This window comes from Pseudomonas sp. ZS1P83 (genome assembly GCF_054897825.1).
In genome coordinates this window covers 4,515,739-4,536,598 of sequence record NZ_CM142706.1, presented here as the reverse complement: position 1 = coordinate 4,536,598, position 20,860 = coordinate 4,515,739, and the positions used below count along the sequence as shown (strand labels likewise).

At 59.3% G+C, this 20,860-nt stretch carries 19 protein-coding genes; 12 read left to right on the top strand and 7 right to left on the bottom strand.

What is annotated here, in order from left to right; all coding sequences use genetic code 11:
- Nucleotides 1-44 precede the first annotated feature (44 nt).
- Both ACYZT0_RS21505 and ACYZT0_RS21500 read left to right on the top strand, forming a co-directional pair.
- Nucleotides 45-1,772 (top strand): ABC transporter ATP-binding protein/permease, encoded by a 1,728-nt coding sequence (locus ACYZT0_RS21505; RefSeq protein ID WP_462042905.1) that lies wholly within the window; start codon nucleotides 45-47, stop codon nucleotides 1,770-1,772.
- Nucleotides 1,773-1,868: 96 nt separating this feature from the next.
- Nucleotides 1,869-2,618, top strand: coding sequence for a FadR/GntR family transcriptional regulator (locus ACYZT0_RS21500; protein ID WP_462042904.1), 750 nt, complete (start codon nucleotides 1,869-1,871; stop codon nucleotides 2,616-2,618).
- A 57-nt stretch (nucleotides 2,619-2,675) separates the two neighbouring features.
- On the opposite strand, the gene ACYZT0_RS21495 is transcribed toward ACYZT0_RS21500, so the two are convergent.
- A complete protein-coding gene (locus ACYZT0_RS21495; protein ID WP_462042903.1) occupies nucleotides 2,676-3,023 on the bottom strand; it encodes a hypothetical protein in 348 nt (115 codons plus the stop codon).
- 580 nt (nucleotides 3,024-3,603) lie between these two features.
- Here ACYZT0_RS21495 and kdgD point away from each other — a divergent pair.
- From kdgD to ACYZT0_RS21470, 5 genes are all read left to right on the top strand, one after another.
- Nucleotides 3,604-4,515 (top strand): 5-dehydro-4-deoxyglucarate dehydratase, encoded by a 912-nt coding sequence (kdgD, locus tag ACYZT0_RS21490; RefSeq protein ID WP_462042902.1) that lies wholly within the window; start codon nucleotides 3,604-3,606, stop codon nucleotides 4,513-4,515.
- Nucleotides 4,516-4,589: 74 nt separating this feature from the next.
- Nucleotides 4,590-6,035: an aldehyde dehydrogenase family protein gene (locus ACYZT0_RS21485; protein WP_462042901.1), complete on the top strand. Its 1,446-nt coding sequence runs from the start codon at nucleotides 4,590-4,592 to the stop codon at nucleotides 6,033-6,035.
- Nucleotides 6,036-6,061: 26 nt separating this feature from the next.
- On the top strand, nucleotides 6,062-7,498 hold the full coding sequence (locus tag ACYZT0_RS21480; RefSeq protein WP_462046616.1) for an MFS transporter: 1,437 nt from the start codon (nucleotides 6,062-6,064) through the stop codon (nucleotides 7,496-7,498).
- 11 nt (nucleotides 7,499-7,509) lie between these two features.
- On the top strand, nucleotides 7,510-9,063 hold the full coding sequence (gene garD / locus ACYZT0_RS21475; protein ID WP_462042900.1) for a galactarate dehydratase: 1,554 nt from the start codon (nucleotides 7,510-7,512) through the stop codon (nucleotides 9,061-9,063).
- 157 nt (nucleotides 9,064-9,220) lie between these two features.
- Nucleotides 9,221-10,162 carry an AEC family transporter gene (locus ACYZT0_RS21470; RefSeq protein ID WP_462042899.1) on the top strand — a complete coding sequence of 314 codons (942 nt, stop codon included), beginning with the start codon at nucleotides 9,221-9,223 and terminating at the stop codon, nucleotides 10,160-10,162.
- On the opposite strand, the gene ACYZT0_RS21465 is transcribed toward ACYZT0_RS21470, so the two are convergent.
- From ACYZT0_RS21465 to gatC, 6 genes are all read right to left on the bottom strand, one after another.
- The gene (locus ACYZT0_RS21465; protein WP_449643215.1) at nucleotides 10,159-10,539 is read right to left on the bottom strand and encodes a carboxymuconolactone decarboxylase family protein; all 381 of its coding nucleotides are present in this window, start codon (nucleotides 10,537-10,539) and stop codon (nucleotides 10,159-10,161) included. The genes ACYZT0_RS21470 and ACYZT0_RS21465 overlap by 4 nt on opposite strands.
- Complete coding sequence (locus tag ACYZT0_RS21460) at nucleotides 10,536-11,597, bottom strand: calcium/sodium antiporter (RefSeq protein WP_462042898.1); 1,062 nt, start codon at nucleotides 11,595-11,597, stop codon at nucleotides 10,536-10,538. Before ACYZT0_RS21460 ends, ACYZT0_RS21465 begins: the two co-directional genes overlap by 4 nt.
- Nucleotides 11,598-11,647: 50 nt before the next feature.
- Nucleotides 11,648-12,022 (bottom strand): septal ring lytic transglycosylase RlpA family protein, encoded by a 375-nt coding sequence (locus ACYZT0_RS21455; protein WP_462042897.1) that lies wholly within the window; start codon nucleotides 12,020-12,022, stop codon nucleotides 11,648-11,650.
- A gap of 128 nt (nucleotides 12,023-12,150) precedes the next feature.
- Nucleotides 12,151-13,596, bottom strand: a complete 1,446-nt coding sequence (gene gatB / locus ACYZT0_RS21450) for an Asp-tRNA(Asn)/Glu-tRNA(Gln) amidotransferase subunit GatB (protein ID WP_462042896.1) — start codon at nucleotides 13,594-13,596, stop codon at nucleotides 12,151-12,153.
- A gap of 10 nt (nucleotides 13,597-13,606) precedes the next feature.
- The gene (gene gatA, locus ACYZT0_RS21445) at nucleotides 13,607-15,058 is read right to left on the bottom strand and encodes an Asp-tRNA(Asn)/Glu-tRNA(Gln) amidotransferase subunit GatA (protein WP_462042895.1); all 1,452 of its coding nucleotides are present in this window, start codon (nucleotides 15,056-15,058) and stop codon (nucleotides 13,607-13,609) included.
- A 16-nt stretch (nucleotides 15,059-15,074) separates the two neighbouring features.
- A complete protein-coding gene (gatC, locus tag ACYZT0_RS21440) occupies nucleotides 15,075-15,362 on the bottom strand; it encodes an Asp-tRNA(Asn)/Glu-tRNA(Gln) amidotransferase subunit GatC (RefSeq protein WP_007901429.1) in 288 nt (95 codons plus the stop codon).
- A gap of 210 nt (nucleotides 15,363-15,572) precedes the next feature.
- Between gatC and mreB the strand changes: the two genes are divergently transcribed.
- From mreB to rng, 5 genes are all read left to right on the top strand, one after another.
- A complete protein-coding gene (mreB, locus tag ACYZT0_RS21435) occupies nucleotides 15,573-16,610 on the top strand; it encodes a rod shape-determining protein MreB (protein WP_002555108.1) in 1,038 nt (345 codons plus the stop codon).
- A gap of 285 nt (nucleotides 16,611-16,895) precedes the next feature.
- The gene (mreC, locus tag ACYZT0_RS21430; protein ID WP_462046615.1) at nucleotides 16,896-18,020 is read left to right on the top strand and encodes a rod shape-determining protein MreC; all 1,125 of its coding nucleotides are present in this window, start codon (nucleotides 16,896-16,898) and stop codon (nucleotides 18,018-18,020) included.
- Nucleotides 18,020-18,511, top strand: coding sequence for a rod shape-determining protein MreD (gene mreD / locus ACYZT0_RS21425; RefSeq protein ID WP_046045842.1), 492 nt, complete (start codon nucleotides 18,020-18,022; stop codon nucleotides 18,509-18,511). Before mreC ends, mreD begins: the two co-directional genes overlap by 1 nt.
- A 202-nt stretch (nucleotides 18,512-18,713) precedes the next feature.
- Entirely contained in the window at nucleotides 18,714-19,310 is a 597-nt protein-coding gene (locus tag ACYZT0_RS21420; RefSeq protein WP_462042894.1) for a Maf family protein, read from the top strand.
- A 57-nt stretch (nucleotides 19,311-19,367) separates the two neighbouring features.
- Nucleotides 19,368-20,825: a ribonuclease G gene (rng, locus tag ACYZT0_RS21415; protein WP_462042893.1), complete on the top strand. Its 1,458-nt coding sequence runs from the start codon at nucleotides 19,368-19,370 to the stop codon at nucleotides 20,823-20,825.
- The last annotated feature ends 35 nt before the right edge of the window (nucleotides 20,826-20,860 follow it).

Here is a 20,860-nt window from a genome sequence, read left to right as displayed (position 1 = left end):
TATGATCGGTTCGTGTGTGTTCTTTTCTTTATCGAGCCTTATCCATGAATCAGAACGCTGAATATTGCGCGGTCAATGATGCTGTGCGCGGGCAGTTTTTTCGCAAAGTTTGGGCGATGATCACGCCTTACTGGCGCAGTGAAGAGAAGGGCAAGGCCTGGACGTTGCTGATCGCCGTGATCGCGCTGTCGCTGTTCAGCGTGGCGATTTCGGTGTGGATCAACAGTTGGTACAAGGACTTCTACAACGCCCTGCAGAAAAAGGACGAAGCGGCCTTCTGGCAGTTGATTTTGTATTTCTGCGGCATCGCGGCGGTGGCGATCCTTGGCGCGGTGTATCGGCTCTACCTGACACAGATGCTGACGATTCGCTGGCGGGCCTGGCTCACCGAGAAGCATTTTGCCCGCTGGCTCGGCAACAAGAATTACTACCAGCTGGAGCAGGGCGGATACACAGATAACCCGGACCAGCGGATTTCCGAAGACCTCAATAAATTCACCAGCAACACGTTGGGCCTGGGGCTCGGGTTGATTCGCAACATCGTCAGCCTCGTATCGTTCTCGATCATTCTGTGGGGCGTGTCGGGCAGTATCGAAGTGTTTGGTTTCACGATTCCCGGTTACATGTTCTGGTGCGCGCTGGTATACGCCGCCGTCGCCAGTTGGCTGACGCATTTGATTGGCCGTCGCCTGATCGGCCTCAACAACAACCAGCAACGCTTCGAAGCCGACCTGCGTTTCTCCATGGTGCGGGTTCGCGAGAATGCCGAAAGCATTGCGCTGTACAACGGCGAGCCTAATGAGAACCGCCGCTTGAGCAGCCGTTTCGGGATGGTCTGGCACAACTACTGGGACATCATGAAAGTGTCCAAGCGCCTGACCTTCTTTACTTCCGGTTATGAGCAGATCGCAGTCATTTTCCCGTTCATGGTCGCCGCGCCGCGTTACTTCACTGGCAAGATCGAGCTGGGTGAGCTGATGCAAATCAACTCGGCGTTCGCTAACGTCCAGGATAACTTCAGTTGGTTCATCACGGCGTACCAGGACCTTGCCGAATGGCGCGCCACCTGTGATCGTCTGCTGAGTTTCCGCCAGGCCATGACCGACAACGAGGAGCGTGCGCCGGCGATTGATGTGCAAAACCATGGCTCGGCGTTGAAGGTGCATAACCTTGGCCTCGACCTGGCGGATGGTCGTCACCTGCTGACCAACGCCGACATGACCGTGGAGGAGGGCGAGCGCGTCATGCTCAGCGGGCGTTCCGGCAGCGGCAAGTCGACCTTGCTGCGGGCAATGGGGCATTTGTGGCCAGCGGGTCATGGCAGCATTCGCCTGCCGTCGGCGCGGTATCTGTTCCTGCCGCAAAAGCCTTATTTGCCGATTGGCACGTTGCGTGAAGCGCTAAGTTATCCACAGTCTGGCGATACGTATCCGCACGAGCGCTACGTTCATGTGCTGGAAACCTGCCGTTTACCGCATCTGGTGTCGCGTCTTGATGAAGCGAATCACTGGCAGCGCATGCTGTCGCCGGGTGAGCAGCAGCGTCTGGCCTTTGCCCGTGCGCTGCTGTATGCACCGCAATGGCTGTACATGGACGAAGCGACCTCGGCGATGGACGAGGAGGACGAAGCGTCGCTGTATCAGGCCTTGATCGATGAGATTCCGGGATTGAGCATTGTCAGCGTCGGGCATCGCAGCAGCCTGAAGCGGTTCCATCCACGGCATGTGCGCATTGAAAATGGGCATCTGGTGGATCAAACCGTAACAGCATAAACACCCCCGCCCTTGTAGGAGCGAGCGGTGGTGATCGTACAACCGCGTTGAGCTATGATGCGGTTTCAGCCGCAACTTTCGAGAAAGACGTTCACCATGGAAAAGCCGATCGACGCACCACGCCTCCCTCGCAAGCGCCGCAGCCTCGCTCAGGAACTGGTGACGGTGCTGTCCGAGCAGATCCGCGACGGCCACCTCAAGCGTGGCGACAAGTTGCCCACCGAGTCGGCGATCATGGATGCCCACGGCGTCAGCCGCACCGTGGTGCGCGAAGCGATTTCGCGTTTGCAGGCGGCCGGGCAGGTGGAAACCCGCCATGGCATCGGCACGTTTGTGCTCGACACCCCAAGCCCGAGCGGTTTCCGTATCGACCCGGCGACTGTGGTGACGTTGCGCGATGTGCTGGCGATTCTGGAATTGCGCATCAGCCTCGAAGTGGAGTCCGCCGGCCTTGCCGCGCAACGCCGCAGCCCCGAGCAGTTGGCGTTGATGCGAGCGGCGCTGGACGCGTTGAATGAAAGTGTCTCCCATGCCAGCGATGCCGTGGCGTCCGACTTCCAGTTTCACCTGCAAATCGCCCTGGCAACGGGCAACCGCTATTTCACCGACATCATGACCCACCTGGGCACCAGCATCATTCCGCGTACACGCCTCAACTCCGCGCGCCTGGCCCATGACGATCAGCAGCACTACATGAATCGCCTGAGCCGTGAACACGAAGAAATTTACGACGCGATTGCCCGTCAGGATTCCGATGCGGCCCGGGCGGCTATGCGTTTGCACCTGACGAATAGCCGGGAGCGGCTGCGCCATGCCCATGAAGAGGCAGAGGCTCAGCGGGGGTAGGCTTTTAACTGCTCGGCGACAGAAGCATTTTTAACAACCGTTATCGCCTGGGCTTGACTACTCCACTACAGATGCAGTTGCTTTGTCAGATGTGACTTTGTTTAGCTCGTTCGGGAGCTTCACGGTGTACCAAGCGGTAGCTTTTTCGCCTACCTTGTCTGCGAAGTTGCTGTGCCGGATTCTGCTGTCAACGTAGCCTGTGTTACCAGGCTTTACAGTATGGTCTTCGCTACCAAACTGCCACGTCATGAATACCGACACGATAGTGTCTTCCGGCATACCGTTGGTATCGACGCGAACATAAATGTCTCCCGGGTTACCAGACACGGAAATCTCGCCTCCGAGATCTCGATGATGGATATCTTGATATTTCGGAGCTGGATAGTATTCGGGTTGCGTAGTCATGCTGGAATGTCCTTCTTCATGAATTGGGATCGCCTGGAATTGCTCGAGACGGTCGATACCGGCTCAAGCCAGACTCTAAGTTGAAGAGACTTCGTCATCTACTGTCAGAAATGACAGTTCAGATGAGTGGCAACTCAGTCCATTCAATCGACACACCGCTGATCGATTGGCCCAATCATTGTTTATTGCGAACTGTGGGGGCCGGCGGCATAAGCCAGTCGACCCGATCCTTTGAAGTGATCAGCATTGTTCACGCCAGTTTCACGCATTGCTTCCATGAAGACGGAGCCGGTTGAAACGCCGCCTTCGTGGTCCTATCAACACCTCCGACAACGTATCCCTAATTCGCCGTTAGCCTTGTGGCGTTGTTTCCCTGTCCTGATCGCCTAGCTAACGGCTGCCCTTGTCATCGACAAGGGAAGATTTCCAATGCCAAGAAATTACTTTTCCGACCGAAATTTGGGGTTGGCGATGAAATGCAGTTGACGGTTATTTATTAAGTTGTACGATGACCTACAACTTCGGCGCAGGCTGATGGTTTTCTCACACACATATGTCGCTACCCCAGGGTGTTCGAATAATGAATCCACAAGAACTGAAGTCCATCCTCTCTTCCGGTCTGCTGTCTTTCCCGGTTACCGATTTCAATGCTCAGGGCGACTTCCATCGCGCGGGCTACATCAAACGTCTCGAATGGCTGGCCCCATACGGCGCCTCGGCATTGTTCGCCGCGGGCGGCACCGGTGAGTTCTTCTCTCTGGCGGCCAGCGAATATTCGGAAATCATCAAGACGGCCGTCGACACCTGCGAAACCAGCGTGCCGATTCTGGCCGGCGTTGGCGGTTCGACTCGTCAAGCCATCGAATACGCACAGGAAGCCGAGCGTCTGGGCGCCAAGGGCCTGTTGCTGCTGCCGCACTACCTGACCGAAGCCAGCCAGGACGGTGTTGCCGCCCACGTTGAAGCCGTGTGCAAATCGGTGAAAATCGGCGTGGTGGTTTACAACCGCAACGTCTGCCGCCTGACCGCGCCGCTGCTGGAACGACTGGCCGAGCGTTGCCCGAACCTGATCGGCTACAAAGATGGCCTGGGCGATATCGAATTGATGGTGTCTATTCGTCGTCGCCTCGGTGATCGCTTCAGCTACCTGGGTGGTTTGCCGACCGCCGAAGTCTACGCCGCGGCTTACAAAGCCCTGGGCGTACCGGTTTACTCCTCGGCGGTGTTCAACTTCCTCCCGAAAACCGCGATGGATTTCTACCACGCCATTGAACGGGAAGATCACGCCACCGTCGGCAAGATCATCGACGACTTCTTCCTGCCGTACCTGGACATCCGTAACCGCAAAGCCGGTTACGCCGTGAGCATCGTCAAGGCCGGGGCAAAAATTGCCGGCTATGACGCAGGTCCTGTACGTGCGCCGCTGACCGATCTGACGGGCGAAGAGTACGAAATGCTCGCCGCGCTGATCGACAAGCAAGGTGCGCAGTAACAATCCCGATTAAATAAGGCCGCTGAGTGATCAGCGGCCTTTTGTGTGAGGACTTCTTTTTAAGGGGAAAGCCCGTGGCTGATTCAAAGCGTTTCGATAACTACATCGGTGGCCAATGGGTTGCCGGCACCGACTACTCCACCAACATCAACCCGTCGGAGTTGACCGACACCATTGGTGAATACGCCAAGGCTGATCTGGCTCAAGTCCATGCCGCCATCGACGCCGCTCGCGCCGCGTTCCCGGCGTGGTCGACTTCGGGCATTCAGGCACGTCACGATTCGCTGGATAAAGTCGGCACTGAAATCCTCGCCCGTCGCGAAGAACTCGGCACCTTGCTGGCCCGTGAAGAGGGCAAGACCCTGCCTGAGGCCATCGGCGAAGTCACTCGTGCCGGCAACATCTTCAAGTTCTTCGCCGGTGAATGCCTGCGCCTGTCCGGCGACTACTTGCCGTCGGTACGTCCCGGTGTGAACGTCGAAGTGACGCGCGAAGCGCTGGGTGTGGTCGGTCTGATCACGCCATGGAACTTCCCGATCGCGATCCCTGCGTGGAAAATCGCCCCGGCCCTGGCCTACGGCAACTGCGTCGTGCTCAAACCGGCCGATCTGGTGCCGGGTTGCGCCTGGGCGCTGGCCGAAATCATCTCCCGCGCAGGCTTCCCGGCTGGCGTATTCAACCTGGTGATGGGCAGCGGTCGAGTGGTTGGCGATGCCCTGGTGCAGAGCCCGAAAATCGACGGCATCAGCTTCACCGGCTCCGTGGGCGTTGGTCGTCAGATCGCCGTCAGCTGCGTGTCGCGCCAGGCCAAGGTTCAGCTGGAAATGGGTGGCAAGAACCCGCAGATCATTCTCGACGACGCCGACCTCAAGCAAGCGGTCGAGCTGTCGGTACAGAGCGCGTTCTACTCCACCGGCCAGCGTTGCACCGCCTCGAGCCGCTTCATCGTCACCGCCGGGATTCACGACAAGTTCGTCGGAGCCGTGGCCGAGCGGATGAAGTCGATCAAGGTCGGTCACGCGCTGAAAACCGGCACCGACATCGGTCCGGTGGTTTCCCAGGCTCAGCTTGAACAGGACATGAAGTACATCGACATCGGCCTGTCCGAAGGTGCGCGTCTGGTCAGCGGTGGCGGTCTGGTGACCTGCGATACCGAAGGCTATTACCTCGCGCCAACCCTGTTTGCCGACAGTGAAGCCGCGATGCGCATCAGCCGTGAAGAGATTTTCGGCCCGGTCGCCAACGTGGTTCGCGTAGCGGATTACGAGGCAGCGCTGGCGATGGCCAACGACACCGAATTCGGTCTGTCCGCGGGCATCGCCACTACATCGTTGAAGTACGCCAACCACTTCAAACGCCACTCCCAGGCCGGGATGGTGATGGTAAACCTGCCGACGGCGGGCGTGGATTACCACGTTCCATTCGGTGGGCGTAAAGGTTCATCCTATGGCTCCCGCGAGCAAGGTCGCTACGCGCAAGAGTTCTACACCGTCGTGAAGACCAGCTACATCGGCTCCTGACAGGAAACACCGCGGTATCGGCATCGATACCGCAACCCCTACAGGACACAAAAGATTCACCCGCGCATAAAAATAATCAGTGGGAGTACATCTACATGCAAGCGACCAAGCCGACCCACGTCCGCTATTTGATTTTGCTCATGCTTTTCCTGGTGACCACGATCAACTACGCCGACCGGGCCACTATCGCTATCGCGGGCTCCAGCCTGCAAAAAGACCTCGGCATCGACGCGGTTACCCTCGGTTATATCTTCTCTGCATTCGGTTGGGCCTACGTGGCCGGGCAAATTCCCGGTGGCTGGTTGCTGGACCGTTTCGGCTCGAAAAAAATCTACGCGTTGAGCATTTTCACCTGGTCGCTGTTCACCGTGTTGCAGGGCTATGTCGGTGAGTTCGGCATGTCCTCGGCGGTGGTTGCGCTGTTCATGCTGCGCTTCCTGGTGGGCCTGGCCGAAGCGCCATCCTTCCCCGGTAACGCGCGTATCGTTGCGGCCTGGTTCCCGACCGCTGAACGCGGTACGGCGTCTGCGATTTTCAACTCGGCGCAATACTTCGCCACGGTGCTGTTTGCGCCGCTGATGGGTTGGATCGTCTACAGCTTTGGCTGGCAGCACGTGTTCATTGTCATGGGCGTGATCGGCATCATCTTCTCCGGGATCTGGCTGAAGGTTATCCACAGCCCGCGTCAGCACCCGATGATCAATGATGCCGAGTTCAAACACATCGCCGACAACGGCGGCATGGTCGACCTGGACCAGGACAAAGGCAAAGGCACCAAGGCCGACGGTCCGAAGTGGGACTACATCCGCCAGCTGCTGACCAACCGCATGATGCTCGGCGTGTACCTTGGCCAATACTGCATCAACGGCATCACTTACTTCTTCCTGACCTGGTTCCCGGTGTACCTGGTGCAAGAGCGCGGCATGACCATCCTCAAGGCGGGTTTCATTGCCTCGTTGCCGGCGATCTGCGGCTTTATCGGTGGTGTGCTTGGCGGCGTGATTTCCGACTACCTGCTGCGCAAGGGGCATTCCCTGACCTTCGCCCGCAAGGCGCCGATCATTGCTGGCTTGCTGGTCTCCAGCAGCATCGTGGCCTGCAACTATGTCGATGTTGAATGGATGGTCGTCGGTTTCATGGCCCTGGCGTTCTTCGGTAAAGGCGTGGGCGCGCTGGGTTGGGCCGTGGTGTCTGACACGTCGCCGAAGCAGATCGCCGGTCTCAGCGGTGGCTTGTTCAACACCTTCGGCAACATCGCTTCGATCACCACGCCAATCGTGATCGGTTACATCATCAGCTCCACCGGTTCATTCAAATGGGCGCTGGTGTTTGTCGGTTGCAACGCACTGGTGGCGGTGTTCAGCTACCTGGTGATCGTCGGTCCGATCAAACGTGTGGTGCTCAAAGAGCCGCCAGTCAGTGGCCCTGAAACGAACAATAAATTATCTGAAGCGCATTCCTGAGGAGCGGCGTCATGCAGTTGATTGAACATTGCGACTCGCCGCGCTACATCCGCCTGCACGAGCGGGACAACGTCGTGATTGTGGTCAATGACCAAGGCGTGCCGGCCGGTACCGAATTTCCGGACGGCCTGGTCACCGTGGATTTCGTGCCACAGAGCCACAAGGTCACCCTGGAAGACATTCCCGAGGGCGGCCAGGTGATTCGTTATGGCCAGACCATTGGCTACGCGTTGCAGCCGATTCCGCGCGGCAGTTGGGTCAAGGAAGATCAACTGCGCATGCCCACCGCGCCACCGCTGGACAGCTTGCCGCTGTCCACCGAAGTGCCGGCGGCGCAGGCACCGCTGGAAGGCTTTACGTTCGAGGGTTATCGCAACGCCGACGGCACCGTCGGCACGCGCAACATTCTGGGGATTACCACGACGGTTCAGTGCGTCACTGGCGTACTCGATCATGCGGTCAAGCGCATCAAGGAGGAGTTGCTGCCCAAGTACCCGAACGTCGATGACGTGGTCGCGCTGACCCACAGCTACGGCTGCGGCGTGGCGATTACCGCGACTGACGCGTACATCCCGATCCGTACCGTGCGCAACCTGGCGCGTAACCCGAATTTGGGTGGCGAAGCGTTGGTGATCAGCCTGGGCTGCGAGAAATTGCAGGCCGGGCAGGTGATGCACGAGAACGACAGCTCGGTGGATTTGAGCGATCCGTGGCTGTACCGCTTGCAGGATTCGAGTCACGGTTTCACTGAGATGATCGAGCAGATCATGGCGTTGGCCGAGCCCCGTTTGAAGAAGCTCGATCAGCGTCGCCGGGAAACGGTGCCGGCGTCCGAGCTGATTCTTGGCATGCAGTGCGGCGGCAGCGATGCGTTTTCCGGCATCACCGCCAACCCGGCGCTGGGCTATGCCTCAGACCTGTTGCTGCGGGCGGGCGCGACGGTGTTGTTTTCCGAAGTCACCGAAGTGCGCGACGCCATTTACCTGCTGACGTCCCGTGCGGAAACCGAGGAAATCGCTCAGGAACTGGTGCGTGAAATGGACTGGTACGACCGTTACCTGGCCAAGGGCGAAGCGGATCGTAGCGCCAACACCACGCCGGGGAACAAGAAGGGCGGGTTGTCGAACATTGTCGAGAAGTCGTTGGGCTCGATCGTCAAATCCGGCAGCAGCGCGATCAACGGGGTGCTTGGCCCTGGCCAGCGTTTCAAGCGCAAAGGGCTGATCTTCTGTGCGACCCCAGCCAGTGATTTTGTCTGCGGGACGTTGCAATTGGCGGCGGGGATGAACCTGCATGTATTCACTACCGGGCGTGGTACGCCCTATGGGTTGGCGATGGCGCCGGTGGTGAAGGTGTCGACCCGGACCGAGCTGGCGCAGCGTTGGCCGGACCTGATCGACATCGATGCCGGGCGGATTGCGACCGGGCGGGCCTCGATTGAAGACCTCGGCTGGGAGTTGTTTCACTACTACCTGGATGTGGCTAGTGGGAAGCAGCAGACGTGGGCGGAGAAGCACAAGCTGCATAACGACATTACGTTGTTTAATCCGGCGCCCATCACGTAAGACCGCGTTATCGTTCTTCGCGGGCAAGCCTCGCTCCTACAAGTTCGGTGATCCTGTGTAGGAGCGAGGCTTGCCCGCGAAAGCGGTCTACCAGACGCCGGTGTCCCCAGTGGCTTATCATTAGCCCCCTAACGACGCTACCCAAGGTTGCCCCGGCATGCTGGCTATCTTCCTCGAAACCCTGAACATCACCGCGCCGGTGTTTGCCATGCTGTTTCTGGGTGCGTTACTCAAGCGCATCGACTGGATCAACGACAACTTCATCCACACAGCGTCGGCCCTGGTGTTCAACGTCACCATGCCGGCGTTGCTGTTTCTGGGCATCCTGCATGCCGACCTGCACGCTGCGTTGCAACCGGCACTGCTGATTTATTTCTCGCTCGCCACCCTGGTGAGTTTCGCCATCGCCTGGGGCTGGGCGATCTGGAAATGCCCGCGGGTAGACCGGGGGATTTACACCCAAGGCGCATTTCGCGGCAACAACGGGGTGATCGGCCTCGCACTGGCAGCGAGCATGTACGGCGACTACGGGATTTCCCTCGGGGCGATTCTCGCGGCGTTGGTGATCCTGTTTTACAACACGCTCTCGACCATTGTGCTGGCGGTTTATAGCCCGGTGATCAAGTCCGACCCTTGGAGCATCTGCAAAAGCGTGATGGTCAATCCGCTGATCATCAGCGTATTTGTGGCGGCGCCGTTTGCCTACTTCAAGATCAGCTTGCCGGGATGGCTGGAGACGTCCGGCCAATATCTGGCGCAAACCACCCTGCCATTGGCGTTGATCTGTATCGGTGGCACGCTGTCGCTGGCTGCACTGCGCAAAAGCGGCAACCTGGCGCTGAGCTCAAGCCTGGTGAAGATGATCGGCCTGCCGGTGCTGGCGACACTGGGTGCGTGGCTCTGGGGCTTTCGTGGTGTGGAGTTGGGGATTCTGTTTCTGTACTTCGGCAGCCCGACCGCCGCGGCCAGCTTTGTCATGGCCCGTCAGGCTAACGGCAACCATGAATTGGCGGCAGCGATCATCGTGATCACCACGTTGATGGCCGCGGTCACCACCAACATCGGGATCTTCTTGTTGCAATGGGGCGGGTGGATTTAGTCGGCTTTTTGGTAGCTGTCGATCACTTCCTGCGCCGCCCGAAACGCATCGATTGCCGCCGGTACACCGGCATACACCGCGCAATGCAGCAACGCTTCACGAATCTCTTCCACGGTACAGCCATTGTTCAGCGCCCCACGCACGTGACCTTTCAACTCCTGCGGGCACTTCAATGCAGTCAGCGCGGCGAGGGTGATCAGGCTGCGGGTTTTCAATGGCAAACCTTCGCGGTTCCAGACGCTGCCCCAGGCGTGCTCGTTGACGAAATCCTGCAGCGGCTGAGTGAATTCGGTGGCATTGCCCAGCGCGCGGTCGACGAAGGCGTCGCCCATCACTTGGCGGCGTACTTCAACGCCAGGCTTTCTATCATCGGTCATGGCAATTCACTCTTGTGGTGTTGGCGTCGCCAGGCGCGTAGCGACGTGAACAGCAAGAACGCCACCAGCGCCGGCAGGGCAAAAAACAGCATCAGGTGTTCAAGCTTGCCGGCCAGCGGCATGCCGGTGGTGAACGACACCACGTGCAGACCGTAAGCCAGATATAAACCCAAAAACATCAGACCTTCGGCGCGGGTCACCCGGTAACCGGAATAGAACACCGGCAGGCACAACACCGCGACGCCGAGCATCACCGGCAAGTCGAAATCCAGAGCGTTGGGCGATACCGACAGCGGCGACGGCGCGATCAACGCGGTGACGCCCAGCACGCCCAAGAGGTTGAACAGGTTGCTGCCGATCACGTTGCCCACGGCGATGTCGCGCTGACCGCGCAAGGCGGCAATCAACGAGGTGGCCAGTTCCGGCAAGGAGGTACTGACAGCGACGATGGTCAGGCCGATGATCCGCTCCGACAGCCCGAGATCGGTCGCGACCGAAACCGCCGCGCCCAACAGCAAGTGCCCGGCGTAGACCAGCATCGCCAATCCGCTGAGAATCATCAGCAAACTGCTGAGCCACGGCGCTTGCGGGACTTCGTGGGTCGTCGATTGTGGACGGGCCGAGTGCCGCGACTGGCGCAGCAGCAGGCCCAGATACAGCGCCAGTGCCGCCAGCAGCATCACGCCGTCGGCGCGAGTCAGTTCTTTGTTCCAGGCCAATACGAACACCAGCAGGCTGGCGCCGATCATCAGCGGAATATCCAGGCGCACCAGTTGCCGTGAAACCCGCAGCGGAATGATCATCGCCGAAAGTCCGAGGGTGACGAGAATGTTAAAGATGCTACTGCCGATCACGCTGCCGACGGCGATGTCGGCGTTCTGCGCCAAGGTGGCTTGCACGCTGACCGCCATCTGCGGGGCGCTGCTGCCGAGGGCGACGATGGTGAGGCCGATAATCAGCGGTCGTACATGCAGGCGCGCGGCGAAGCGCACGGCGCCACGCACCATCAGCTCGGCGCCGGCGATCAGCAACAGCAAGCCGCTGAGCAATTCAATCACGCTGATCAGGGGTAAATCGGCAAGTCCGAAAATGGTCGGCGCTCCAGCTGTCAGTCGTCGAGGGCTTGCACGCGAACCCGTGCGGTGCCGCTTCTGAGCATACCCAGTTGTTCGGCGGCCTCATGTGAAACATCGATCAGACGTCCACGGGTATGTGGCCCGCGATCGTTGATGCGCACTACACAGGATTTGTCGTTATTCAGATTGGTGACCTTCACCCGTGTGCCAAAGGGTAGCTGGCGGTGGGCGGCGGTCAGGGAATTCTTGTTGAAACGCTCGCCGCTGGCGGTGCGTTTGCCTTGGTGTTTGGCGCCGTAATAGGACGCCGTGCCGGTCTTGTCGTAGCCATGTGGATCGATGATATCGGTGCTGGCGCAACCGGCCAACAGGGAGAGCAGGGCGCAGGCACCCAGTAGACGCTTCATTAGGTGACCCTATGATCGTTCCCACGCTCCGCGTGGGAATGCAGCCCGTGACGCTCGGCGTCACAAAAGCGGACGCAGAGCGTCCAGTGAGGCGTTCCCACGCGGGAGCGCGGGAACGATCACTGTGGTTAGCCTTCGAGCTTGCTTTTCAGCAGTTCGTTGACCTGTTGCGGGTTGGCCTTGCCTTTGGAGGCTTTCATGGCCTGGCCGACGAAGAAGCCGAACATTTTGCCGCGCTTGGCTTCGTCTGCCGCGCGGTATTGTTCAACTTGTTCGGCGTTGGCCGCGAGCATCTCGTCGAGCACCGCAGAGATCGCGCCCGTGTCAGTTACTTGCTTCAGGCCGCGCTTGTCGATGATCTCGTCCGCACTGCCTTCGCCGTTGGCCATGGCTTCAAAGACCACCTTGGCGATTTTGCCGGAGATGGTGTTGTCGGATATGCGCAGCAGCATGCCGCCCAATTGCTCGGCCGAGACCGGCGACTGATCGATGTCCAGGCCCTGTTTGTTCAACAGGCTGCCCAATTCAACCATGACCCAGTTGGCCGCCAGCTTGGCGTCGCCGCCGATGCTCACGACTTTCTCGAAGTAATCGGCTTGCTCGCGGCTGGTGGCCAGGACGCTGGCGTCGTAGACCGACAGACCAAACTGCGCCTGGAAGCGCTCGCGTTTCTGCGGTGGCAATTCCGGCAGGGTGGCGCGTACGTCGTCGAGGAACGAGTCTTCGATGACCACCGGCAGCAAGTCCGGATCGGGGAAGTAGCGGTAGTCGTTAGCTTCCTCTTTGCTGCGCATCGGACGGGTTTCGTCCTTGTTCGGATCGTACAGACGGGTTTGCTGGATCACCTTGCCGCCGTCTTCGATCAATTCGATCTGACGCTGCACTTCACTGTTGATCGCCTTCTCGATGAAGCGGAACGAGTTGACGTTTTTGATCTCGCAGCGAGTGCCATATTCAACCTGGCCCTTCGGACGGATCGACACGTTGCAGTCGCAACGCAGCGAGCCTTCGGCCATGTTGCCGTCGCAGATGCCGAGGTAACGCACCAGCGCGTGGACCGTCTTGACGTAAGCCACGGCTTCCTTGGCGCTGCGCATGTCAGGCTCGGAAACGATTTCCAGCAGCGGCGTGCCAGCGCGGTTCAGGTCAATGCCGGTGGCACCGGTGAACTCTTCGTGCAGGCTTTTACCGGCGTCTTCTTCCAGGTGCGCACGGGTGACGCCGACACGTTTGATCGTGCCGTCGTCCATGGCGATGTCCAGGTGACCCTTGCCAACGATCGGCAATTCCATCTGGCTGATCTGGTAGCCCTTCGGCAGGTCCGGGTAGAAATAGTTTTTACGGGCGAACACGTTGTGCTGGCCGATCTCGGCATCAATCGCCAGACCGAACATCACCGCCATGCGCACCGCTTCCTGGTTCAGCACCGGCAATACGCCAGGCATACCGAGGTCAACCAGGCTGGCCTGGGTGTTCGGCTCGGAACCAAACGTGGTGGAACTACCGGAAAAGATTTTCGACCGGGTGGTGAGCTGGGTGTGAATCTCCAGCCCGATCACGACTTCCCATTGCATGTGTTTCTCCTCAGAAGCCGGTTGGGGTGCGGGTGTGCCAGTCAGTGTTGAGCTGATACTGGTGCGCAACGTTGAGCAAGCGGCCTTCCTGGAAATACGGGGCGAGCAGTTGCACGCCGACCGGCAAGCCATCGACAAAACCAGCAGGCATGGACAAGCCCGGCAGACCGGCGAGGTTGGCGGTGATGGTGTAGACGTCTTCCAGGTAAGCAGCAACCGGGTCGCTGTTCTTGGCGCCGAGCTTCCAGGCCGGGTTCGGCGTGGTTGGGCCGAGGATGATGTCGACCTCATTAAAGGCTGCCATGAAGTCGTTCTTGATCAAGCGACGAATCTTCTGGGCCTTCAAGTAATAGGCATCGTAGTAACCGGCCGACAACGCGTAGGCACCGACCATGATCCGGCGCTGCACTTCCGGGCCGAAACCTTCGCCACGGGAACGCTTGTACAGGTCTTCCAGGTTTTTCGGGTCTTCGCAGCGGTAGCCGAAACGCACGCCGTCGAAACGCGACAGGTTGGAAGAGGCTTCTGCCGGCGCGATCACGTAGTACGCAGGAATCGCATGCTGCATGTTCGGCAGGCTGATTTCCTTGACCACGGCGCCGAGCTTTTCCAGCTCCTTGACGCTGTTGTGGATCAGCTCGGCAATACGCGGGTCGAGACCGGCGCTGAAGTATTCCTTCGGCACGCCGATGCGCAGGCCTTGCAGCGAACCGTTGAGGCCGGCGCTGTAATCAGGCACGGGCTCGTCGATGCTGGTGGAGTCTTGCGGGTCGAAACCGGCCATGCCTTGCAGCAGTATCGCGCAGTCTTCGGCGGTGCGGGCCAGAGGGCCGCCCTGATCGAGGCTGGAGGCGTAGGCGATCATTCCCCAGCGTGAAACGCGACCGTATGTCGGTTTCAGGCCGGTAAGGTTGGTCAGTGCGGCGGGCTGACGGATCGAGCCGCCCGTGTCGGTGCCGGTGGCCGCAGGCAGCAGGCGCGCGGCAACCGCAGCCGCCGAACCGCCGGACGAACCGCCCGGTACGTGTTCCAGGTTCCACGGGTTTTTCACTGGGCCGTAGTAGCTCGACTCGTTGGCTGAACCCATGGCGAATTCGTCCATGTTGGTCTTGCCCAGGGTCACGGCCCCGGCAGCGGCCAGCTTGGCAACGACAGTGGCGTCGTACGGTGCTTTAAAGTTGTCGAGCATCTTCGAACCGCAGCTGGTGCGGATACCCTGGGTGCAGAACAGGTCTTTGTGCGCGATCGGCGCGCCGAGCAGGGCGCCGCTCTCACCCTTGGCGCGGCGTGCGTCAGCGGCTTTCGCCTGCTGGAGCGCCAGGTCTTCGGTGAGGCTGATGAAACTGTTGAGCTGCGGATCGAGCTGGGCGATACGCGCCAGCAGGGTTTTGGTCAGCTCTTCGGAAGAAAACTTTTTATCGGCGAGACCGCGGGCGATCTCGGCCAGAGTCAATTGATGCATTGCAGGCTCTTTCCCTTTAGTCGATGACTTTCGGAACCAGGTACAGGCCGTTTTCGACCGCTGGTGCGATGGACTGATAGGCCTCGCGATGATTGGTCTCGGTCACGACGTCTGCACGCAGGCGCTGGCTGGCTTCCAGTGGGTGGGCGAGCGGCTCGATACCGTCGGTATTGACCGCCTGCATTTCGTCGACCAGCCCCAGAATACTGTTCAGGGCCGAAGTAATATGTGGAAGATCGGCATCATTAAGGCCCAGACAGGCCAGATGAGCGATTTTTTCCACGTCGGAGCGTTCAAGCGCCATGGGAATCTCCAGTGGAAAACAGAACGGACGGCGTCCGTGTGTTAGATTGTCGGAACACTACCGCATTTCTACGGTCATAAGGCCGCGATTGTGGGGGTTGGTGCACAGAAAAGCGGCCAATTTAACATATTGGCGCCTTGCCCAAAATCCCTGTCGTTGTTAGAGTTTGCCGCACTTTTTTACCCACGCGTTGCCTAGGGTCCCTTTCCCATGTTCAAGAAACTGCGTGGCATGTTTTCCAGCGATCTTTCCATTGACCTGGGCACTGCCAACACCCTTATTTACGTGCGCGAGCGCGGTATCGTCCTGAATGAGCCCTCGGTTGTGGCTATTCGGACACACGGTAACCAGAAAAGTGTCGTTGCTGTCGGCACCGAGGCCAAGCGCATGCTCGGCCGTACGCCGGGCAACATTGCTGCCATTCGTCCGATGAAGGACGGCGTGATCGCCGACTTCAGCGTTTGCGAAAAGATGCTGCAGTACTTTATCAACAAGGTTCATGAAAACAGCTTCCTGCAGCCTAGCCCTCGTGTGTTGATCTGCGTTCCGTGCAAATCCACCCAGGTTGAGCGTCGTGCCATCCGTGAATCGGCCCTCGGTGCCGGTGCCCGTGAAGTGTTCCTGATCGAAGAGCCAATGGCAGCTGCGATCGGTGCCGGCCTGCCGGTTGAAGAAGCTCGCGGCTCGATGGTTGTCGATATCGGTGGTGGTACCACTGAAATCGCACTGATCTCCCTGAACGGTGTGGTTTACGCCGAATCCGTACGGGTTGGCGGCGACCGCTTCGACGAAGCGATCATCACTTACGTGCGTCGCAACTACGGCAGTCTGATCGGCGAATCCACTGCCGAGCGCATTAAGCAGGAAATCGGTACGGCCTACCCAGGTGGCGAAGTTCGCGAAGTCGACGTTCGTGGCCGTAACCTGGCCGAAGGCGTTCCTCGCGCATTCACCCTGAACTCCAATGAAGTGCTGGAAGCTCTGCAAGAGTCCCTGGCCACCATCGTTCAGGCGGTGAAAAGTGCGCTGGAGCAATCGCCTCCAGAACTGGCTTCCGATATCGCCGAGCGTGGTCTGGTGCTGACCGGTGGTGGCGCCCTACTGCGTGACCTCGACAAGTTGCTGGCGCAGGAAACCGGTCTGCCGGTGATCGTTGCCGAAGACCCGCTGACCTGCGTTGCTCGCGGCGGTGGCCGTGCATTGGAGATGATGGACAAGCACACGATGGACCTGCTGTCGAGCGAGTGATCAGACGGCGTGAAAGCTGCTGCGCTCGGCAATACTGCGTTAAAAACAGGCTCGGAATGCTCATTTACAACCCGTAAACTCCGCTTCCTCGCCTGTTTTTGCCTTGTCTTGCCTTCGCTCGCTACGCTTTCACGCCATCTGATTCTCGCCCGATGCATCTATGCTGTGAGCGCGCAGGCAGCACTTTGCAGTGCTGCCTGTTGGCGTTTATCTTCTGTCAGTCTGCATCCAGGCCGGTTTGATGCCGTATGAATAAAGAGAACATTTGCCTGGGAGGAGCGGCTTATTAAACCGCTTTTCACCAAAGGGCCTTCATTGGGCGTGCGCTTGTTGGTGCTGGTCGTGCTATCGGTCGCGCTGATGGTGGTCGATGCCCGCTTCACACTGCTCAAGCCAGTGCGTAGCCAAATGTCGCTGGTGCTGATGCAGTCCTACTGGATCACCGACCTGCCGCAGCGGCTATGGCAGGGTGTGTCCAGCCAATTTGGCAGCCGAACCGAGCTCGTCGCCGAAAACGAAAAACTCAAAACCGAAAACCTGCTGTTGCAGGGCCGCATGCAAAAGCTTGCCGCCCTCACCGAGCAGAACGTTCGGCTGCGCGAGTTGCTCAACTCCTCCGCACTGGTCAACGAGAAGGTCGAAGTGGCCGAGTTGATCGGCATGGACCCCAATCCCTTCACTCATCGCATCATCATCAATAAAGGTGAGCGTGACGGTGTGGTCCTTGGTCAGCCGGTACTTGATGCCCGCGGTCTGATGGGCCAGGTGGTCGAGTTGATGCCGTACACCTCTCGTGTGCTGTTGCTGACCGACACCACTCACAGCATTCCGGTGCAGGTGAACCGCAACGGTCTGCGGGCGATTGCCAGCGGCACCGGCAACCCGGAACGCCTGGAGTTGCGTCACGTGGCCGATACCGCCGACATTAAAGAAGGCGATCTGCTGGTCAGCTCCGGTCTGGGTCAGCGGTTCCCGGCGGGTTACCCGGTGGCGACGGTCAAGGAAGTGATTCACGATTCCGGTCAGCCGTTCGCCATTGTGCGTGCCGTTCCGACCGCCGCCTTGAACCGCAGCCGTTACCTGCTGCTGGTGTTCACCGACGGCCGCACAGCCGAAGAGCGCGCCAACGAAGCCGCCCAGGCGCAAGAGGCTCTGGACCAGCACGGAGGCGGGCCAATTATTCCAGCGACCGTGCCCAAACCTGCCATCGTTCCGGTTGCTGTTGCCGCACCAGCTGCACCAGCGGCTCCGACCGCTCCCCCTGCTGCTGCCACTCCAGCCAAACCTGTTGTCGCAACCCCGGCCAAACCTGCTGCCGCAAAACCTGCGGCTACGAAGCCACCCGCTGCCGTGAAGCCGGCTGCCAAACCGCCTGTCTCTGCGCCGGCTACCACTGGGGGACGAGAATAATGGTCGGTGCTACTGCATCCCGAAACGGCTGGATCGTCTGGCTGACCTTCGCCATCGGCATGCTGCTCAGCGTTTCGCCGCTGCCGCAATTCATGGAAATCCTCCGTCCGCTGTGGCTGGCCCTGTTGCTGGCGTTCTGGGCGTTGGCCATGCCGCAGAAAGTCGGGATGGTCACCGCGTGGTGCCTGGGTCTGGCCGAAGACGTGCTTTATGGCACGCTGCTGGGCCAGAACGCGTTGATCCTGACGCTGATCACGTATCTGGTGCTGGCCCTGCAACAGCGCCTGCGCATGTTCCCGATGTGGCAACAGAGCCTGGTGATCCTGGTGATCTTCGGCCTCGCGCAGCTTGTTCAATTATGGCTCAGCGCCCTGACCGGCAATCGTCAGCCGACGCTGGCGCTGGTCTTGCCCGCTCTGGTCAGTGCATTGCTGTGGCCGTGGATCAGCTACGGTTTGCGCGGTTTGCGTCGACGCTACAAAATCAATTAATTCGGTCAGGCATTTGCCCGCACCGGTGCCCTGCCTCGCAAATACGTTCCTTTTTTGGCGAGTGGCTGTTGTTGCCAGACAAGGCGCCGCGACGAGTCATAGCTCGCTATGGCGAGGAGCGGCAACGCAGTATGGCAACAACAGACGCCGCCAAGAAGGAACAGTATTTGTGAGGCAGGGCACTAAACAGGGAGATGTCTTGGTGAAAAAGCTCTACCTCGCCTCAGGCTCGCCGCGTCGGCGTGAACTGCTCACGCAGATCGGCGTGCCGTTCTGCGCCATCAGCGCGGACATCGATGAAACCCCTTTAAGTGATGAATCCCCGTCGGCTTACGTCGAGCGCCTGGCGCGCGGCAAAGCCGAGGCCGGACACGGGACTGTCGTGTCCGATGCAGATTTTTGCGTGCTCGGCGCCGATACCGCCGTGGTGCTGGACGGGAAAATTCTCGGCAAACCGGTTGATGAAGCGCAAGCGTGCTCCATGCTTATGATGTTGTCCGGGTGTGAACATGAAGTCCTGACGGCGATTGCGGTGCGAGAGGGTGAGCGTTGCGAGTCTCGGGTCGTGCGCAGTCTGGTGCGTTTTCGCAACATCAGTCGTGATGAAGCGGTGGCCTACTGGGCCAGCGGCGAGCCGCAGGACAAGGCCGGCGGCTACGGCATTCAAGGGCTCGGCGCAGTGTTTGTCGCCGGCCTGAATGGCAGTTACTCGGCGGTGGTCGGGTTGCCGCTGTGCGAAACCGCTGAGCTGCTCGGCCATTTCGGCATACCCTGTTGGCAAACCCTTAACGCGCGTTGAGCGTCGTACTGACAAGATGCGGCCATTATCGTGAACATGCCTGAACGAGACCCTGCCATGAGTGAAGAGATCCTGATCAACATCACGCCGATGGAATCGCGCGTGGCGGTGGTTGAAAACGGTGTTCTGCAAGAGGTCCACGTCGAGCGCACGCAAAAACGCGGGATCGTCGGCAACATCTATAAAGGCAAGGTCGTGCGGGTATTGCCGGGCATGCAGGCGGCATTCGTCGACATTGGTCTGGACCGCGCCGCGTTCATTCATGCCTCGGAAATTTCCCTGCGCGAAGGCCCTGCGGTGGAGAGCATCAGCGCTCTGGTTCACGAAGGCCAGAGCCTGGTGGTGCAAGTCACCAAGGATCCGATCGGCTCCAAAGGCGCACGCCTGACGACTCAGCTGTCGATTCCGTCGCGTTATCTGGTGTACATGCCGCGCACTGCGCACGTCGGCATTTCGTTGAAGATTGAAGACGAAGCCGAGCGCGATCGACTCAAGCAAGTGGTCACCGATTGCGTGGCCAAAGAAGGCATCAAAGAGGCCGGAGGCTTCATCCTGCGTACCGCCGCCGAAGGTGCCGGCGCCGATGAAATCCTCATGGACATCCGCTACTTGCGCCGCCTCTGGGATCAGATCAACGAACAGATCAAAACCATCAGCGCACCCAGTGTGATCTACGAAGATCTCGGCCTGGCGTTGCGCACCTTGCGTGACCTGGTGAGCCCGAAGATCGAGAAGATCCGGATCGATTCCCGGGAAACCTTCCAGAAAACCACACAGTTTGTCGCCGAACTCATGCCGGAAATCGCTGATCGTCTTGAGCATTACCCTGGCGAACGGCCGATCTTCGACCTGTACGGCGTCGAAGACGAAATCCAGAAAGCCCTCGAACGCAAAGTCCCGCTGAAGTCTGGCGGTTATCTGGTGGTCGATCCGGCAGAAGCCATGAGCACTATCGACGTCAACACCGGTGCATTCGTCGGTCATCGCAACCTCGAAGAAACCATCTTCAAGACCAACCTAGAAGCAGCAACCGCCATCGCTCGTCAGCTGCGCCTGCGCAATCTGGGCGGGATCATTATCATCGATTTCATCGACATGGCAGATGAAGAGCACCAGCGTCAGGTGCTGCGCACACTTGAGAAGCAACTGGAGCGCGATCACGCCAAGACCAACATCATCGGCATCACCGAGTTGGGCCTGGTGCAGATGACTCGCAAGCGCACCCGCGAAAGTCTTGAACAAGTGCTGTGCGAGCCGTGCAGCAGCTGTCAGGGTCGCGGCAAGCTCAAGACACCGGAAACCGTTTGCTACGAGATTTTCCGCGAAATCCTCCGAGAGGCTCGCGCCTATCAGGCGGAAGGCTATCGTGTATTGGCAAACCAGAAAGTGGTCGACCGTCTGCTCGATGAAGAATCGGGCAATGTCGCCGAGCTCGAAGGTTTTATCGGGCGCACCATTCGGTTCCAGGTGGAAACGATGTATTCCCAGGAACAATACGACGTGGTGCTGCTCTGAATCGCTGTATTTCGACCCTGCTAGAACGGCTGGCT

Bases quoted from the DNA above. Each gene is read 5' to 3' on its own strand.
- ACYZT0_RS21470 (WP_462042899.1), top strand. From the start codon at position 9,221: ATGCTGGCTATCTTCCTCGAAACCCTGAACATCACCGCGCCGGTGTTT.
- kdgD (WP_462042902.1), top strand. From the start codon at position 3,604: ATGAATCCACAAGAACTGAAGTCCATCCTCTCTTCCGGTCTGCTGTCT.
- gatC (WP_007901429.1), bottom strand. From the start codon at position 15,362: ATGGCGCTTGAACGCTCCGACGTGGAAAAAATCGCTCATCTGGCCTGT.
- ACYZT0_RS21505 (WP_462042905.1), top strand. From the start codon at position 45: ATGAATCAGAACGCTGAATATTGCGCGGTCAATGATGCTGTGCGCGGG.
- gatB (WP_462042896.1), bottom strand. From the start codon at position 13,596: ATGCAATGGGAAGTCGTGATCGGGCTGGAGATTCACACCCAGCTCACC.
- mreB (WP_002555108.1), top strand. From the start codon at position 15,573: ATGTTCAAGAAACTGCGTGGCATGTTTTCCAGCGATCTTTCCATTGAC.
- ACYZT0_RS21500 (WP_462042904.1), top strand. From the start codon at position 1,869: ATGGAAAAGCCGATCGACGCACCACGCCTCCCTCGCAAGCGCCGCAGC.
- mreD (WP_046045842.1), top strand. From the start codon at position 18,020: ATGGTCGGTGCTACTGCATCCCGAAACGGCTGGATCGTCTGGCTGACC.
- rng (WP_462042893.1), top strand. From the start codon at position 19,368: ATGAGTGAAGAGATCCTGATCAACATCACGCCGATGGAATCGCGCGTG.
- ACYZT0_RS21465 (WP_449643215.1), bottom strand. From the start codon at position 10,539: ATGACCGATGATAGAAAGCCTGGCGTTGAAGTACGCCGCCAAGTGATG.
- garD (WP_462042900.1), top strand. From the start codon at position 7,510: ATGCAGTTGATTGAACATTGCGACTCGCCGCGCTACATCCGCCTGCAC.
- ACYZT0_RS21495 (WP_462042903.1), bottom strand. From the start codon at position 3,023: ATGACTACGCAACCCGAATACTATCCAGCTCCGAAATATCAAGATATC.
- gatA (WP_462042895.1), bottom strand. From the start codon at position 15,058: ATGCATCAATTGACTCTGGCCGAGATCGCCCGCGGTCTCGCCGATAAA.
- ACYZT0_RS21455 (WP_462042897.1), bottom strand. From the start codon at position 12,022: ATGAAGCGTCTACTGGGTGCCTGCGCCCTGCTCTCCCTGTTGGCCGGT.